General features: G+C 62.6%; 14 protein-coding genes and 2 pseudogenes. 6 read left to right on the forward strand and 10 right to left on the reverse strand.

Annotation, left to right across the window (positions count from 1 at the left end; translation table 11 throughout):
* From AWB68_RS28665 to AWB68_RS28675, 3 genes are all read left to right on the forward strand, one after another.
* A partial coding sequence (locus AWB68_RS28665) for an amidohydrolase family protein (RefSeq protein WP_160110082.1) occupies positions 1 to 282 on the forward strand: 282 nt, incomplete at its 5' end.
* A 2-nt stretch (positions 283 to 284) separates the two neighbouring features.
* Positions 285 to 968, forward strand: coding sequence for a 4-carboxy-4-hydroxy-2-oxoadipate aldolase/oxaloacetate decarboxylase (ligK, locus tag AWB68_RS28670; RefSeq protein ID WP_087647709.1), 684 nt, complete (start codon positions 285 to 287; stop codon positions 966 to 968).
* Positions 969 to 979: 11 nt separating this feature from the next.
* Positions 980 to 1,678 carry a substrate-binding domain-containing protein gene (locus tag AWB68_RS28675; protein ID WP_087647730.1) on the forward strand — a complete coding sequence of 233 codons (699 nt, stop codon included), beginning with the start codon at positions 980 to 982 and terminating at the stop codon, positions 1,676 to 1,678.
* Between the two features lie 25 nt (positions 1,679 to 1,703).
* Here the strand turns inward: AWB68_RS28675 and AWB68_RS28680 are convergent, their stop codons facing one another.
* The 4 genes from AWB68_RS28680 to AWB68_RS28695 are packed head-to-tail and all read right to left on the reverse strand — an operon-like array spanning position 1,704 to position 5,838.
* Positions 1,704 to 2,324 carry a DUF2894 domain-containing protein gene (locus AWB68_RS28680; RefSeq protein ID WP_087647710.1) on the reverse strand — a complete coding sequence of 207 codons (621 nt, stop codon included), beginning with the start codon at positions 2,322 to 2,324 and terminating at the stop codon, positions 1,704 to 1,706.
* The gene (locus tag AWB68_RS28685; RefSeq protein WP_374729617.1) at positions 2,317 to 3,003 is read right to left on the reverse strand and encodes an OmpA family protein; all 687 of its coding nucleotides are present in this window, start codon (positions 3,001 to 3,003) and stop codon (positions 2,317 to 2,319) included. Before AWB68_RS28685 ends, AWB68_RS28680 begins: the two co-directional genes overlap by 8 nt.
* Entirely contained in the window at positions 3,000 to 5,096 is a 2,097-nt protein-coding gene (locus AWB68_RS28690; RefSeq protein WP_087647711.1) for a DUF802 domain-containing protein, read from the reverse strand. Before AWB68_RS28690 ends, AWB68_RS28685 begins: the two co-directional genes overlap by 4 nt.
* 10 nt (positions 5,097 to 5,106) lie before the next feature.
* Positions 5,107 to 5,838 carry a DUF3348 domain-containing protein gene (locus AWB68_RS28695; RefSeq protein WP_087647712.1) on the reverse strand — a complete coding sequence of 244 codons (732 nt, stop codon included), beginning with the start codon at positions 5,836 to 5,838 and terminating at the stop codon, positions 5,107 to 5,109.
* Positions 5,839 to 6,244: 406 nt separating this feature from the next.
* On the opposite strand from AWB68_RS28695, the gene AWB68_RS28700 reads away from it, so the two are divergent.
* On the forward strand, positions 6,245 to 7,465 hold the full coding sequence (locus AWB68_RS28700) for a DNA-binding protein (protein ID WP_125483069.1): 1,221 nt from the start codon (positions 6,245 to 6,247) through the stop codon (positions 7,463 to 7,465).
* Positions 7,466 to 8,049: 584 nt separating this feature from the next.
* On the opposite strand, the gene AWB68_RS28705 is transcribed toward AWB68_RS28700, so the two are convergent.
* The 6 genes and pseudogenes from AWB68_RS28705 to AWB68_RS28730 form a co-directional block, all read right to left on the reverse strand.
* The gene (locus tag AWB68_RS28705) at positions 8,050 to 9,234 is read right to left on the reverse strand and encodes a porin (RefSeq protein ID WP_087647714.1); all 1,185 of its coding nucleotides are present in this window, start codon (positions 9,232 to 9,234) and stop codon (positions 8,050 to 8,052) included.
* Between the two features lie 102 nt (positions 9,235 to 9,336).
* Positions 9,337 to 10,120: pseudogene (locus tag AWB68_RS28710) on the reverse strand (ATP-binding cassette domain-containing protein).
* An 11-nt stretch (positions 10,121 to 10,131) separates the two neighbouring features.
* Positions 10,132 to 10,854 (reverse strand): annotated as a pseudogene (gene hisM, locus AWB68_RS28715) (histidine ABC transporter permease HisM).
* Positions 10,851 to 11,540: an ABC transporter permease gene (locus AWB68_RS28720; RefSeq protein ID WP_087647715.1), complete on the reverse strand. Its 690-nt coding sequence runs from the start codon at positions 11,538 to 11,540 to the stop codon at positions 10,851 to 10,853. Before AWB68_RS28720 ends, hisM begins: the two are co-directional and overlap by 4 nt.
* Positions 11,541 to 11,600: 60 nt before the next feature.
* The gene (locus AWB68_RS28725; protein ID WP_087647716.1) at positions 11,601 to 12,389 is read right to left on the reverse strand and encodes an ABC transporter substrate-binding protein; all 789 of its coding nucleotides are present in this window, start codon (positions 12,387 to 12,389) and stop codon (positions 11,601 to 11,603) included.
* Positions 12,390 to 12,438: 49 nt separating this feature from the next.
* Positions 12,439 to 13,560: a M20 aminoacylase family protein gene (locus AWB68_RS28730; RefSeq protein ID WP_087647717.1), complete on the reverse strand. Its 1,122-nt coding sequence runs from the start codon at positions 13,558 to 13,560 to the stop codon at positions 12,439 to 12,441.
* Positions 13,561 to 13,771: 211 nt separating this feature from the next.
* Between AWB68_RS28730 and AWB68_RS28735 the strand changes: the two genes are divergently transcribed.
* Both AWB68_RS28735 and AWB68_RS28745 read left to right on the forward strand, forming a co-directional pair.
* A complete protein-coding gene (locus tag AWB68_RS28735; protein WP_235028549.1) occupies positions 13,772 to 14,725 on the forward strand; it encodes a LysR substrate-binding domain-containing protein in 954 nt (317 codons plus the stop codon).
* A gap of 257 nt (positions 14,726 to 14,982) precedes the next feature.
* A complete protein-coding gene (locus AWB68_RS28745) occupies positions 14,983 to 15,204 on the forward strand; it encodes a 3-hydroxyacyl-CoA dehydrogenase NAD-binding domain-containing protein (protein WP_374729618.1) in 222 nt (73 codons plus the stop codon).
* Positions 15,205 to 15,285: the final 81 nt, after the last annotated feature.

A 15,285-nucleotide genomic window follows, 5' to 3' on the forward strand; every position in this document is an offset into this window, starting at 1 on the left:
GACCATCTGCTGAACAACGTCTTCTTCGATACCTGCGTCTATCACCAGCCGGGCATCGACTTGCTGACGCGCGTGATCCCGGTGGACAACATCCTGTTCGCCAGCGAGATGATCGGCGCCGTGCGGGGCATCGATCCGGAGACGGGACACTATTTCGACGACACGAAGCGCTATGTCGAAGCCGCGCACATCGATGCGGACGAGCGGTACAAGATTTACGAGGGCAACGCGCGACGCGTCTATCCGCGCCTCGATGCAGCGCTCAAAACGAAGGGACATTGATCATGTATGAACTTGGTGTGGTGTATCGCAACATCCAGCGCGCGGACGGCGACGTCGCGACGAAGCTCGGTGCATTCGGTTCGGCGACGGTGCACGAAGCGATGGGCCGCGTCGGCCTGCTGAAGCCGTACATGCGCCCGATCTACAGCGGCACGCAGACGAGCGGAACGGCTGTCACCGTCCTGCTGCAACCGGGCGACAACTGGATGCTGCACGTCGCGGCCGAGCAGATCCAGCCGGGCGACATCGTAGTGGCCGGGGTCACGACCGAATCGACCGACGGCTTCTTCGGCGACCTGCTGGCGACGAGCTTCCAGGCGCGCGGCGCGCGTGCGCTTGTCATCGATGGCGGCGTGCGCGACGTGCGCGTGCTCGCTGAAATGAACTTCCCGGTGTGGAGCCGCGCGATCTCGTCGAAGGGAACGGTCAAGGCGACGCTCGGTTCCGTGAACGTTCCCGTGGTGTGCGCGGGGGCGCTGGTCACGCCGGGCGATGTCGTCGTCGCGGATGACGATGGCGTGGTCGTGGTGCCCGCGGCGTTGGCGCGGCAGGTGCTGGAGAAGGCGGCCGCGCGCGAAGCGTTCGAAGGCGAGAAGCGCGCGAAGCTGGCTTCCGGCGTGCTCGGCCTCGATATGTACAACATGCGCGAACCGTTGCAAAAGGCCGGGCTGCGCTATATCGATTAAGGTGCGTGATCATGAACGAGACGAGCACGCAAATCACCGGCATCTCTTCGATGGCGACGCGTCAGATGCTGACGGAACTGGTCGAGACGTACGAGCAGCACTTGGGGCAGCACGTGACGATTGAATCGGTCGGAGGCGTGGCGGCGGCCCGGCGCGTCGAGGACGGTGAGCCGTTCGATATCGTCGTGCTCGCAGCCGAGGCGATCGACCGGCTGGCTGCGGCCGGGCGGGTCGATCCCGGCAGCCGGGTCGATTTGGCGCGTTCGGGCGTGGCGATCGCGGTGGCGGCCGGGGCGCCGCGACCGGCAATCGGCAATGAAGCGGCCGTTCGCGACGCCATTCTGGCCGCGCGCAGCATCGGCTATTCGACGGGTCCGAGCGGCGCGCATCTCACGCGCTTGTTCGAGCGCTGGGGCATCGGTGAGACTATCGCGTCGCGCATCGTGCAGGCGCCGCCTGGCGTTCCGGTGGGCGCGCTCATTGCGCGTGGGGAAGTGGAGCTTGGCTTCCAGCAATTGAGCGAGCTGATGCACTTGCCGGGGATCGATGTGATCGGGGCGCTGCCGCCGGAGATTCAGGTCGTTACGGTTTTTTCGGCTGCGGTGTGCTCGGCGTGTCGGCAGCCCGAGGCCGCGGGGTCGCTGCTGGCGTTTCTGGTCTCACCAGAAGCGGACGCCGCCAAGCGTCGGCAGGGCATGGAGCCGGCTTGATCGGCCAATGACTGTGAGGTACTCGCTAGACCTGGCGCGTTCTACCCCGAACACTCCTCCTTACGCCCCCGCCACGAGGCGCATCCTTCGCCAAAGCGCTGCCACCGTTCAACTGCTCCATCCACGACAAGGCATCTACGTACGATAAAAACTGCTGCAGATACCCCGGCGACAACTCGCGCATCAGCGAGAGCGACCGATGCACGAGGCTATTCGAGTTAAGCGGACCGGCATTCCCCGGCACTTGCGCCTGCGACTGCCGCAACTGTCGCTCGCTACTGAGCCTCGACCACGTGTCCCTGAAATATCCGAGCGCTTCCAGTTCGGGATAGGAGAGGGCGCCCTCAGCCTCCGCCGGCGCGTGGCCAGCCATGTAATCGACCAGTCCACCAAGCGCGCCGCGAGCGGGCGCGGCTTGCGCCGTCGCTGCGCAGTCGGCACCGGCGACAGCTTCGGCATAAGCATCGAGCAGCGTCGACAGCCTATCGTCCAGGATGCGTCGCACCTCGCCGCCGTGGCCGGCCGCCCGCCGTTCCAGCGCCACGATCAAACTGAAGCGCACCGGATCGAGCCGATCGGCGCCAAGCTCGCGCCATGCGTCGAGCATTGCCCGGGCGCGATTCGCCGTACCGCCGCCGCTATTCACGGGGCCTCGCCGTTGCTGTCGCCGTCGCGGTCGCGGTCGCCGTCGACGGCTTCGGGACCGGCGCTATTTCCACCCGCCGGTTCCTGGCCCGTCCCTCGACATCGGCGTTCGAACTCACGGGCTGCTCTGAGCCAAATGCGGCCGCAAATACCGAGGAGGAGGGAATGCCTTCATCGATCAGCGCGCGGGTCACCGTCAGCGCGCGCTGCGCCGACAGTTCCCAGTTGTCGGCAAAGCGGCGGTTGCCCTCGCGCACCTGCCGGTCATCGGCAAAACCGCTCACCATCAGGATCTCCTCGCGCGACTGGAGGTAAGCGGACAGCGGCGCGGCCAGGCTCTTCAACACGTTGCGCCCTTCAGGCTGCAACTGAGCGGAGTTCAGCGCGAACAACATGCTGCCGCTGATGCCGATGCGTCCGTTGACCAGCGTCACCCGGCCCGCCGCCAGCGGCCCCGCCAGCGCCTGCTCAAGTGTCTTGCGGCGCTGCGTTTCCAGCTGCCGCTCCTTGACCTCGCGTTGAAGCTGGGTCGAGAGTTCGAGCTGCACGCCGATCACGCCCACGAGGATCAGCACGAACGCACCCAGTAGCACCGACATCAGGTCGCCGAACACGGCCCAGACGGGCGTCGTGGAGTCCACGCCGCCGTCGACTTCGCTTTCCACGCTTTCGACACTCATGCCGCTTCGACTCCGGCAGGCACCCGCTGTCCGGCAAGCTGCTGCAAGTCTTCGACGATCTGCTTCTGCGACATCAAGCTCAGGTCAACGACTTCCCGCGCCTGTGCCACGTAATAAGCAAGCTGCTCGTCGCTGCGGGAGAGCGACTTGTCCAGCGCGGCTTCGATGCGCTGCAGGTGGGCCACCAGCTTGTCGTTCGACTCGCCGAACAACTGCACGGCCACGCCGAACGCCTCGCCCAGACTCGCCACCTCGACGGCGCTGCCCGTGACCTGCGCGGCGACGGTGGAGAGTTTCCCCGTCTCGGCCTCGACGTGCTCGGTGAAGCGGGTGCCGACTCGATCCAGCAAATCCGCCGACGTGCTGACGAGCGCGTCGACGGCCGAGCGCTGCTCGGTGGACGCATGGTTCACGGCGTCGAGCAGCGTTTCGAGGGTTGCCAGCAGACGGCTGCGTTCCTCCAGCATCGCGGTGTCGCGGACCATGCTGTCGGAGAGCTTCTGGCGCAATTCGGCGACGACTTCCGCCGCGGCCTTCGGCGCTTCCGACGCGGCCTGCACGAGTCGCGAGATCTCGGCGATCGTCTCGCTGGCGTGCGCCTGCGTCTGGGCCGACATGTCGCGCGCGGTCCGTTCGAGCGCGTCGCAGATATCCTGCTGCCGGCTCGCGGTGCGCGTGCCTACCTGCTCCCACTCGCGGCTCAACGTGGCGGCGACCGAACCGAGCGTCTCGGACCACGCCGCCAGCCGTTGCTCGTCGCGCGATGCCAGTTTCGCCTGCAAGTCCGCGTGCGACTGGCCGACGTCGCGCAGCAGCGAAACCGAGTGTTGCTCGAAGGTCGCCGCGGCCAGCGCCAGCGCCTGCTGATTCTGGCCCGCCAGCGTCTCGCCGACGCTCTCCTGCCGCGACAGCGCCTGATTCCACGCTTCCGACACGCTCCCCGCCGTGCTTTCGAGGCGCGTCGCGACGCCTTCGAGCAAGGCCGCCGAGCGTTGCTCGAAGGTTTCGGCAAACCGATCCAGCGACGCGTGCAGGTGCTGCGAAAGCGCCTCGCTCGATCGCTGGTGCTCGGCCAGTGCGCGGTTCCAGATGTCCGACACCGCAGCGGTCGTCGTCTCGAGACCGTTCGACAGCCCGTCCAGTTGCCGCTCGACCGCGTGCGTGACGGTGTCGTGCAGCGAGGCAGTCTCGCGCGCGAGACCCGCCATCGTGGCCTCGACGATGGGTTGCAGCACCGCGCCGGCGGCCCGGGTGCTTTCGGCGACGCTCGCCTTCAACGAGCGCTCCACCGACGAAGCCAGCCGCGTGTAGGCGGCCTCGGTCTTGCCGTGGAACGCGTCCTGGCTGGCGATTTGCCGCTCGTTCGACGCCACGCTTTGCCGCTCGATGGTTGCCATCATCGCCTGGAGCCGATCGACCAGGGCGGGCATCACCTCGGCCTGCCGCAGCAGGAGCTTGAAGGATTCCTCGCGCTGGTGGGTTTGCGAGTAGATGCGCAAAGTTGTCGCGGCTTTCGCGTCGAGCAGTTGCGCGGCCTCGATCCGCTCGCGCCGGTACAACGCGGAAAGCAGCCCCAGCATGGCGGAGGTGGCCACGCCGGCAATCGAGGTGCCGAATGCAAATCCCAGCCCCTTCACCGGCGCGGCCAGCGAGTCGCGGATCGCCTGCAGGTCCGTCGCGCTCTCCAGCGCCGTGCCGGTGCCCTTCAGCGTCGCGACCATGCCCAGCAGCGTGCCGAGCATGCCCAGCAACACGAGCAGGCCGACCAGATACGGCGTCAGCGCCGGCCCCGGCAAGGCCACGCGCTCACCCTCGACGCGCAGGCGCACCGCGTGACGCAGGCTGGGATGCAAGGTGTCGAGCCAGGCGCCCAGGCTGGCCGGCGGCGCGGACAAGCTTGTGACCGCGCGCGTCAGCGTGGACGTGGCCTCGCTGTAGCGTCGAAGTTCGAGCGCGCCCGCAACATAGCAGGCGCCGACCAGCAGCGTGACGGCCAGCGCCAGCGCGTTCGAGCCGACGTAGCCGGCGGCAATCCAGCACGGAGCGGCCAGACCTGCGAAAAAAACAACAAAATCAAAACGATATCTGGACATGGCGTCCCAGTTAGCAGGTGCGAAGGGCCGCGAGCAGCCCTTCGACCGGTTGAAAACGAACATCCAGTTCGGCGAGCAGCACGCTCTGCATGTCCTTGCGGAAAACGTCCAGCCAGGCGCCGGGGGTGGCCTCCGCAGCGTCGCCGGAGGCCTGGGCGGCGGCCAGCGACGCTTGCTCGGCCTGGCGCAAGCGCTCGAAATGCCTCCCGAGCAACGCGGGCACGGCGGCCAGCAAACTCCGCTCGCGCTCGCTCAGCGCGCGCTCCATGACGGCGTCCACCCTCGCGAGCCGGGTCATGGCGGGCGTTTTGGCGGCGAGCATCGCGCGCAGACGGCCGCGGAGGAGGCCGATGTCGGTCTCCATCGCCTGCTGAATGACGAGACAGCGCTGGCGAAAGACGGGGAAATCGGCTGCGGCCGTATTCTGGGGCACTTTCGCGGTGCCGCGCCGCCTGACGACGGGGGCCGCGCCATCGTCGGCGATGGCGCGCACCAGCGCGGTGCGCACACGGGCGCACTCGTTCTCTTCCACGCTGCCAAAGGCTCGCGCGCCGGCGGCGACGACTGGCGGACTGCCGTTGAGCGCCGACGACAGCGCAATCGCGTCGGTCCAGCCAAGCCACTGGCTTAGCCGGTCCGAGAGCGATTGGCGGGATTCGGGAACATCGAGGTCCGTCAGGCGCGCAAGCAGGCGAATCAGCGTCGGGCCGCTGAGCGCTGTGCGCTTCGGGGCTTGCAACATACCACCAGTCTCAAAAAGTCAGCAGTTTACCTGTTCCGTGCGACGGAATTGTCGAAACGGCAGTCGTCGCAGGTGAGTTGATTGGAGCGTCTGCGCGGACTGAAGATGAAATCCATGTCTCCGAACGAAGAGCGCCTTGCTGAGCGCCGCGCGCAGAGCGCGATGTTGACCGATTCGCCCGTTCTCCGCGACCGCAATCAGTGAACGATGCCCAGCAGGTCTGACGCGCGAAGTCGATTTGAAAGGCAGCCCATCGGAAAGGATATTTTTGTTCCGGTAACTTTCGCCGGCTAAAGTGCGTAGCATTTACCCCTTTATTGCGTCGCAGTGCTTGCGTCCGTTCGGTAGTTACCGAAAAAATTCGTGCGAAAAGCACGGCGTTTCGAAAAAAATTTGCACAAAAGCGTTGATTGATCTTATCTATAAAGTCAGCCGAGGCGGTTTTTCCGAAGAAGGGCGACCGCGATTCAGCATCAGGAATGGCCGCTGCTCAATCTTTGATCCTATGTTGCCGGTCGGACATACGCTTGGTCTGCCGGGCCGCGACGATAAATTGCAAAGGGCGATCATGGACAGGAACGACATATTACAAATTGCAACTCGCCTGAAAAACGAAGGGCGCGCTATCTCGCCGGTATCGGTGTGTCTGGAGGCTTACGGACAGCAGTTGCCGGAAATTGCGGAAACTTTGCAGCAGTGGCGCGGCGAGCGATTGCTGTCGGTGGATGCATTGCGCGAGGATTTGCCGATACCCGCCGATTTGCGCGAAGTAATGCGTGATGCGATCGACCGGTTCTGGTCGGCCGCGCAACAAGGCGTGCGCGGACAAGTCAGCGATGAAATACAGGCGCTGAGAGAGCGCGCTCAGGAGGCCGAGCGCGAGACCGGCATGCTGTATATGGACCTGACCCGAACGCTGAGTGAAGTGGAATCCTGCAAGCGCAAGATAGCGGATCTCCAGCATGGCGCCGCGCAGAGGAATGCCCCCTTCGAAGACGTCAGTGAATCGACGCCGACGCGCGGGCACATGTCGAATGGTCACAGGTCGTCGGATGCCGCAGCGCTCCCGGATCAAAGCCACGAGCGATTCGGAAATGGAGCAGGAGGTATCGAGTCGGGCTCGGGCGATTGGCCGCTAAGCGCGGCCGCGCACGACATCGTGGAAGCGCGACAGAACGTTGCGAATCCGGACACGGACCGGCTCGCCGCTGCCGAAGCGCGCGTGGCAGCCGCAGAAGAACAGGTTCGCGACCTCGAAGGGAAATTGGCAAACGCGAGAGAGCAGGGGAACATTGGGTCGACGGGTCCGCAGGGACATGGCGACATGTTGCAGCGGATGTCCGAGATGGAGAATGCGTTTGCGCGGGAAAGACAGATGCTTCATGCCAAGCTTCAGGAGTGTGCGCTTCAGTCCGCGCAATGGAAGCAACAGACGGATCAGTTGAAAAACACGATCGAGCCGCTCAAGCAGCATTCGGCATGGTTGAACGCACAGGCGGTCGGCCGGAACGCACTGACTAGCCGGTTGCTGGAGGAATTGCGGCGAGTCGATCCGGATAACGAACTTTTACGTGAGCCGGTCAGGCAGAGGATCATCGCCGGCGCGACGGAAGGTGCGGAGAAGTAGATCCGGGATATCGCCGAGTCGGACAAGCGTAGCGAGGGATGCAAGCACAGGTGCGCGTCCTGCTTCGAGCTTTCTTGAGATGGGCGCGGCAGGCGCGCGATGGCTTTCGACGCGACACTTGCCGCGCGCACTGGTCCACGAGTCTTTAGTCGACTGCATGTGTCATGCATGCGGTTCACAGGGCAAAACCCGACGTTACTAAAGAGCTCTTACAAATACAAAGTTGATAATTGTCGGTTATGTCAATGGTCGAATCGCACTGGCGCTTTCCGTTGATCCGAAAGATTTCCCGGGCGTCATTAGAGCGGTCCTAGCCGATGGCAATCAGGCCGTGTCATGGAGCGAAACGCGAAGACGCTGATGGCATCCTCAGGACGGAAGCAATCCCCCGATGATGTTGTTCGACGGCGGCGGGCAAAGGCAGCGACCGGCCATGAGCGGGCAGTCGACAAGGCGCCTCGACGGCCGTTCCGAAGGCCGATGCTGGCCGCACAGCGGACGGCCGAGACGGGCCTGCCACCGCCGATGCCAGTGGAATAAAACTTCCAGTCGCGCATCCAGTAATTTCCGGATTATGCTCGGTGTTAGAACGCGTGGCGCAGCGCTGCGCGAACGAGAACCTGCCTTGATGTCGAGGAGAGATCCTGTGCGCCGGGTACGTAGGCGCGGTCCAGCGATGAGCCAGTGTGGTCGCCTGTAACCAGTTGATAGATGGCTTGCAGATATACATCCGTTCGTTTTGACAAGTTGTAGTCTGCCATCAGACCAACCGTGTGAATGGCCGGCTTCGCGCTGCCAGTCGTTGCATCAAAGTGTTCGATCGTGTAGACGTACTCACCGCCCACGAAAAACGCCGGCGTGAACTGGTACTTGCCGTTGAGTTCGAAGTTCTGGAATTTTAACGACGTGAGCGTGCCACCGGCTAGTGGTCCAGCAATGGGCTGTATCGTTTCCGCGCTGTTCAAATACGCGACATTTGCTGTCGGCTTGTCAATGTGTGTATTGGTGTAGACGAAGCCGATCGTGGCCGGTCCCGCCGTATAGTTGACCCCCGCGCCAAATATCTCCAGTCTGGAGGAAACGAAATTGCCATCGGCCCCGGCGGAGGCCGCCGCACCCGAAATTGCACCGCCTGATGTCATCGCGGGATTGTCGGCGTTGAGGTAAGCGGCGGCAAGAAGCCAGTCGCCAATCGCGTATTGGGCACCCGCACTCATCTGCCGATTGTTCGCGAAGCCCGTATCGTTGCTGAAGCTATATGCACCGCCAAAGGAAAATCCGCCGAACATGGTACTCGCATACTTGATGGTGTTATTCAGGCGAAACGTGTTGTCGGTGTTGTCGTTGTCATAGGGATGAGAAAAGGCGTAGCCGCCCCAATTGCCGTTCGCTGTCGTCATGGCCAGATAGTCGACGACGGAATCGTACTGGCGGCCGAGCGTGAGCGTCCCGAAGTGCTCACCGGCCACACCGGCAAACGCCTGACGGCCAAACAGGCGCCCTCCTTGTGCAAGCGCCCCGCTATTGACGTTAAAGCCGCTCTCCAATTGAAATATCGCACTCACGCCGCCGCCGAGATCCTCCGTGCCTTTCAGGCCCCATCGGCTGCCCTGCGCATATCCGCTTGTCATCTCATAGACCTGGTGGCCGCCTGCATTGTTAGTGAAGTCAATGCCTTCATCAATCAAACCGTAAAGCGTCACGCTGCTCTGCGCCAGTGCGGGAATAGTGATGCCGCACATCACGGCCATCGAAATAAAATTTTTCATCGGATCACCATTTTGTTTTAGTAGTGGAAATTAACGAACATGTTGCTGGGGACGCTGCGTAGCCAGACGTATGCTGCCCTTCCAGATCATCAGGCGCCGCGCTTACTTCAAATTTCCAGACAGGAACTGCTTGAGGCGCATGCTGGTGGGGTGCACGAGCACATTGGCAGGATTGCCTTCTTCTTCGACCTTGACCTGATGGAGAAACATCACCCGCCCCGACACTTCCCGCGCGAACGCCATTTCGTGCGTCACGACCACCATCGTGCGTCCTTCCCTGGCAAGCGCCTTCATTACGCGCAGCACCTCGCCGACCAGTTCCGGGTCCACCGCAGAAGTGGGCTCGTCAAATAGCAGAACATCAGGCTCCATCGCAAGCGCCCGCGCAATCTCGACCCGTTGCTGCTGGCCGCCGGAAAGATGAGCGGGATAGCTCGCGTGCAGGCGGGCGTCCAGTCCAACCTTCTCCAGGTAGTGACGCGCGCGCTCGCGCGCTTGCAAACGATTCGCGCCAAGCACGCTGACCAGCGCCTCGGCGACGTTATCAAGAACCGTCATGTGAGCCCACGGATTGAAGTGCTGGAAGACCATTGCAAGGCGCGTGCGAATGGCGCGCAATTGCCTTTCGCTCGTCACACGCAAAGTTCCAGACGCGTCCGTGACGGTATGCAGATATTCGCCGTTGACCGCGATGGAACCGGAGGTCGGCCGCTCGAGAAAGTTGATACAGCGCAAAAAGGTACTTTTGCCCGACCCACTCGATCCAATGATTGCTGATGACGTCGCCCGCGCGCGCGTGCAGCGACACGCCCTTGAGTACCTCGTGCTCGCCGAAGCGCCTGTGCACATTGTCTACGGCGAGCTTGTAGAAAACCGATGTAGTCATGCTTACCCGAGTCAATGCTGGCGGCCGGCGGCCGCGGGCTTCAAAAAGGACAGCCCACGAGCTTCCAGCTTGCGGAAAATCCAGACAAGCGTGAATGCGACCGCGGCATAGAGGCAGGCTGCTATGCCGAATGCGGAGAACGAAGCGTAGGTCGCAGTTAACGTCGCGCGTCACATTCATCACGTCGGGGATCGTCGCGGTGAACGCGAGCGTGGTTCAATGCAGCATGAGAATCACCTCGTTGCCGCACATCGGCAACGCGCGGCGCAGCGCCGATGGCATCACCACCCGCCGGTATAGCATAAAGGGCGACATGCCCATCGCCTGTGCTGCTTCCAACTCGCCCCACGGCACGGAGCGGATCGCGCCCGCGAGGATTTCGGTCATGTACGCGCAGTCGTTCAGAGCGAACGCCGGCAGCGTGCAATTCATGGCGCTGCGGAAGAAGTCCGCGAGCAGAGCATGCGATTGAACGACCTGCAAGCCATAAAGCCCGCTATAGCACAGCAGCAGTTGCACATAGAGAGGCGTGCCCCTGAAAACATATGTATATAGCCCGATGGCGCGCGACAACCAGCGGTTCGACGAGGTGCGCGCCACGGAGAGCGGAAGCGCCAGCAAAAATCCGGATGCAATCGACGTGACGAGCAACCATAGTGTTACCACGAGACCGGTGTACCGATAACCGCTCGTGAAAAGAAAGTTTCGCAATACTGTTGGACAATGTCGATCATGCTGTTGCCCGCCGCGTGCCGACCGAAAAGCGCGCTTCCAGCTTCGCTAATGCGACGTGCGAGACGCTCGTGATGCACAAGTACACACCGGCGGCGACGATCGTAAAAAAGAAAAAGCGTTGACTCGACCGACCCGCGTCCTGCGCCGCCTTCACGATATCCGAGAGACCGATGATGGATACGAGCGCGGTCGCCTTGACGATCACCTGCCAGTTGTTGCCGATGGCCGGCAACGCGAGGCGCATCATCTGCGGGAACAGGATGCGGTGAAAAGCTTGCCACCCGGACATGCCGAATGCCATCCCCGCTTCTGGTTCACCGCGTGGCACGCCCAGGAACGCGCCGCGGAATGTCTCGGTGAAGTAAGCGCGGTAAATGAAGCCTATCGTCAGCACGTCCGCAACGAACGGCTCGATGTCGATCTGCGCGATGCGAAGAGCGTCCGTGGCCTGGTCGAGCAGCATCTGCGTGCTGAAAAACAGCAACAGCATCAGCACGAGATCCGGCACGGACCGGATCAATGTCGTATACGCCGCGCCGATTGCGCGTGGCAGCGCGTGCCGGGAAAGTCTGGCCGATGCGCCAGCGAGGCCCAGGACAAACGCCAACCCGAGCGATAGCGCCGCGAGCCTGACCGTCGTCCATGCTCCTTCGAGCAGGGCCAGCCCGAATCCTTCGAAATCCATCACGTCTCCTTTTACGGCGGGCATCGGCCGTTCTTTTCGCTGGCGATGTGTGTCCGCTGCTTACTTCGCGCCGTAGATATCGAAGTCGAAATACTTTTTGTTGATGCGCGCGTAAGTGCCATTCGCCAGAATCGCGGCGAGCGCCTTGTTGAAGGCTTCGCGCAATTCCACGTCCTGTTTGCGCATGCCGAGGCCGTCGCCCTGGCCGAAGTATTTCGGGTCGTCGATCGACGGACCCGCGAACGCAAAGTCCTTGCCTTCCGGCTTTTTCAGAAAGCCGTCGCTTGCTTCAATGGATGCCTGGAATGCCGCATCGAGACGCCCCGAAGTCAGGTCCGCGAAGACCTGATCCTGATTCTGGTAAGCCACGATTTCCACGCCGGCCGGTTGCCACATTGCACGCGCATAGTCTTCCTGACTCGAACCCTGCTCGACGCCGACGCGCTTGCCCTTCAGAGACGCCGCCTCCGGCAGCAACGATGACCCGCGCCGCGTGACGAGTCGCGCTCGCGCGTTCGAAATCTTGCTGGAAAACGCGATCTGCTCCATGCGTTTCGGGGTGATCGTCATGGATGACGAGATCACGTCGAACTTACGCGCGAGCAAGCCCGGAACCATGCCGTCGAAGCTCGTCTCGACCCATGTGCACTTTGCATGCATCTGTGCGCAAAGCGCGTTTGTGATGTCCACGCCGAAGCCCGTGAGCGTGCCGTCGGCCAACTTGAATTCAAGCGGCGGATACGTCGGATCGACGGCAAGCCGGATCTCCCTGCCACTCAGGTCCGCCGCGTGAACCGCTCCTGACAGGGCTGCGCAGGCGAGCGACAGCGCAATCGTCCACTTCTTCATTTCGTCTTTCTCCGTTCGATGGTTTGATGGTGTGAAGCAGGTACGCGCGTCATTGCAGAATCCGCTCGGCGAGCAGGACCCAGTAGTTGGCGCCGATCGCGAGGCAATCGTCGTTGAAATCGTATTCGGGGTTGTGAAGCGAGCCGCCACGCTCGCCGTCGCCGTTACCGATTGACAGATAACTGCCCGGACAGTGCTCCAGCATGTATGCGAAATCCTCGCTCGCCATGAGCGGACAAAGGTCGCCTATCAACGCGTCAGGGCCGCCCCAGTCGAGGGCCACTTGCCGGGCGAGGTCCGTTTCCGCGGCATGATTGACGAGCACTGGATAGTCACGGCGATAGTCGATCTCGACGCGCGCACCATACGCCGCGGCCTGACCGTGCACGATTTCGCCGATCCGCTTCTCGAGCAGCGCGCGCACGTCGGGCGAAAGTGTCCGAACGCTCAGCATTAGGTCGGCGTGAGGCGGAATCACGTTGGAGGCGCTTCCCGCATGCATCGAACCCACCGTGACGACGGCCGGATGTTGAGGATCGACATTACGAGCGACGATGCTTTGCAATGCCATGACGATCGACGCGCAGGCGACGACGGGATCGATCGTACGATGCGGCGAGGCGCCGTGGCCGCCGCGCCCTATGACGCGAATGCTCACCTCATCGGCCGACGCCATGAATGGGCCACTATGAAAACCAAGGCGGCCGGCGGAAAAGCCGGGCACGTTGTGCATCGCGTAGACGGCGTCGCACGGGAAGCGCTTGAAAAGTCCCTCGTCGATCATTTTTAGCGCACCGCCCAAGCCTTCCTCGGCCGGCTGAAAGATGAGGTTGAGTGTGCCGCGCCACTGCGGTCGAGCCGCCAGGCATTTCGCTGCAGCCAGCAGCGTCGCCGTATGTCCGTCGTGGCCGCACGCGTGCATGACACCGCTGACCCGACTCGCGTGGGGCAGCTGCGTCGCCTCCTGGATGGGCAACGCGTCCATGTCGGCGCGTAGGCCGAGGCTGCAGCCGCGATTGCGCGAGAGTGTGCCGACGACCCCTGTTCCGCCCATTCCACGGGTGACGCGATATCCCCATTCCGTTAGCAAAGTCGCTACCAGCTCGCTCGTCGCGTGCTCTTCGAAGCCGAGTTCCGGCTGTGCATGCAGTCGCCGGCGCACCGCGATCATCTCGCTCTCGATGGCTTCGATTTCTGGCAATAGACGTTCTGTCCTCACTGCTTCTCCCGGGTATGAAATCACTTTTCAGCGCCGTATTCCTTTCGGGCGACGCGTGTTGAAGCGGATCGTATGCAGCGAAAATAGCGGGGACCAGCCAGCCGTTTGTTATGATGACAACCATTCGTTGTCCCTTACCTCACTTCTTCTCTCCGTTCCCTTCGTGAAACTGCATCAACTGGAAGCGCTGGTGGCGAGCGCCGACGCCGGCAGTATCCGCGCCGCGGCTCGCGCTCTCGGCCTGTCACAGGCTGCGGTCACGCGCGCACTTCGCGAACTGGAAGCCAGCGAGCGACTACCGCTCCTGATCCGCGCGCCGGAGGGTATCGGCTTCACCGAGCATGGGAAGGTGCTTCTCACGCACGCGCGGCTCGTGCTGAACCAACTTGCGCATGCGCAAAGCGATCTCGAACGGCTACGCGGCCGCGTCGAAGGTCGATTGATGGTCGGCGTCACGCCTTGGGTCGCGCTGACGTTTCTGCCCGAGGCGGTGTTGCTGTTTCGCAAGCAGATGCCTGAAATTCGGCTTGAACTGTTCGAGGGATTGATGACTGTCGCGCAACCGTTGCTTAGGGACGGCAGCATGGATTTTGCGATCGGGCAATTGCAGCCGAGCGCGGGCGTTCAGGAATTCGCCTGCGAGCCATTGCTCACGTACGAGTCTTCGGTCATGGTGCGTGCGGGGCATCGGCACGAGCGCGCATCTTCGATTCATGACCTTCTGGAAGATGACTGGGTGCTGAATTTCCCACCTGATGGGCTGGCCGGACTTGTTGACTATCTTTTCACGCGGCATGGCGCGCAGATAGAGGAACGCCGGATCGTGCGCGCTCAGTCGGTCGCGATGTTGCAGACGATGGTCGAGCATGCGGACATGTGTACCTGGAGCCCGACCATCCTGAGCCGCGTACCTCCGTTCGGCGGGCGGCTGGGTCCACTCGCGCTGAGTGAACGTTTCGAACCGCGACAACTGAGCATCGTCAGCCGGCGTAATAGCACACTTAGCAATGCAGCAGTCTGTTTCGTCGAGTGTTTTTTCAAGGTGCTCCGGAGCCATGCGCGTTCCGGAAAGAGGGATGATCTTGCATTGTTCGAAACGCTGTCGCTGCTGATATAAGGCACCTGATTGAGCTATTGCACTAGCTTGGTGTCCTTGCCCAAAAGTGCACGATTTTGTTTTCGTGAGTTCCATGTTGGGGGGCGGCCACAGTAGTCCGTGCCGCAGAGCGGAGGCCGCGCACCCCGATAGTGGCGGTCCCCTGTCTCCAGTTCGCCTTCGAAGTCGAGCGAGTCGGAGACCCGCGGCCTGACCATCGGCGATAGATCGCCGATCAGGCTGGAGTTGTAGCGCGGAAAGATGGTCGGATAGGTGGGATGGGCGGCATGTGCGAGCTCGCCGCCCGGATCATCGACGCGTCCGCAAGCGGTTCATTTCGGCGTCGGCGGCAACACCCAAAGCAGATAGCAATCATCGGTCCAGGACGCATCGGCAGGGCGTGGGCAATCGTGTTCGCACGAGCCGGCTTCAGCGTGAATCTGCATGATGCGTCGAAGGATATGCTGCGCGGCGCGATTGCCTCGATACGAAAAGCGTAGACGACCTCGCCTCGTTCAAGCTGAACGACGAATCGACCGATGCCATCGATTCAAAGCGGCGGATCTGCCGTCGCGAACGTG

This window comes from Caballeronia choica, from assembly GCF_001544535.1.
GTDB classification, from domain to species: domain Bacteria; phylum Pseudomonadota; class Gammaproteobacteria; order Burkholderiales; family Burkholderiaceae; genus Caballeronia; species Caballeronia choica.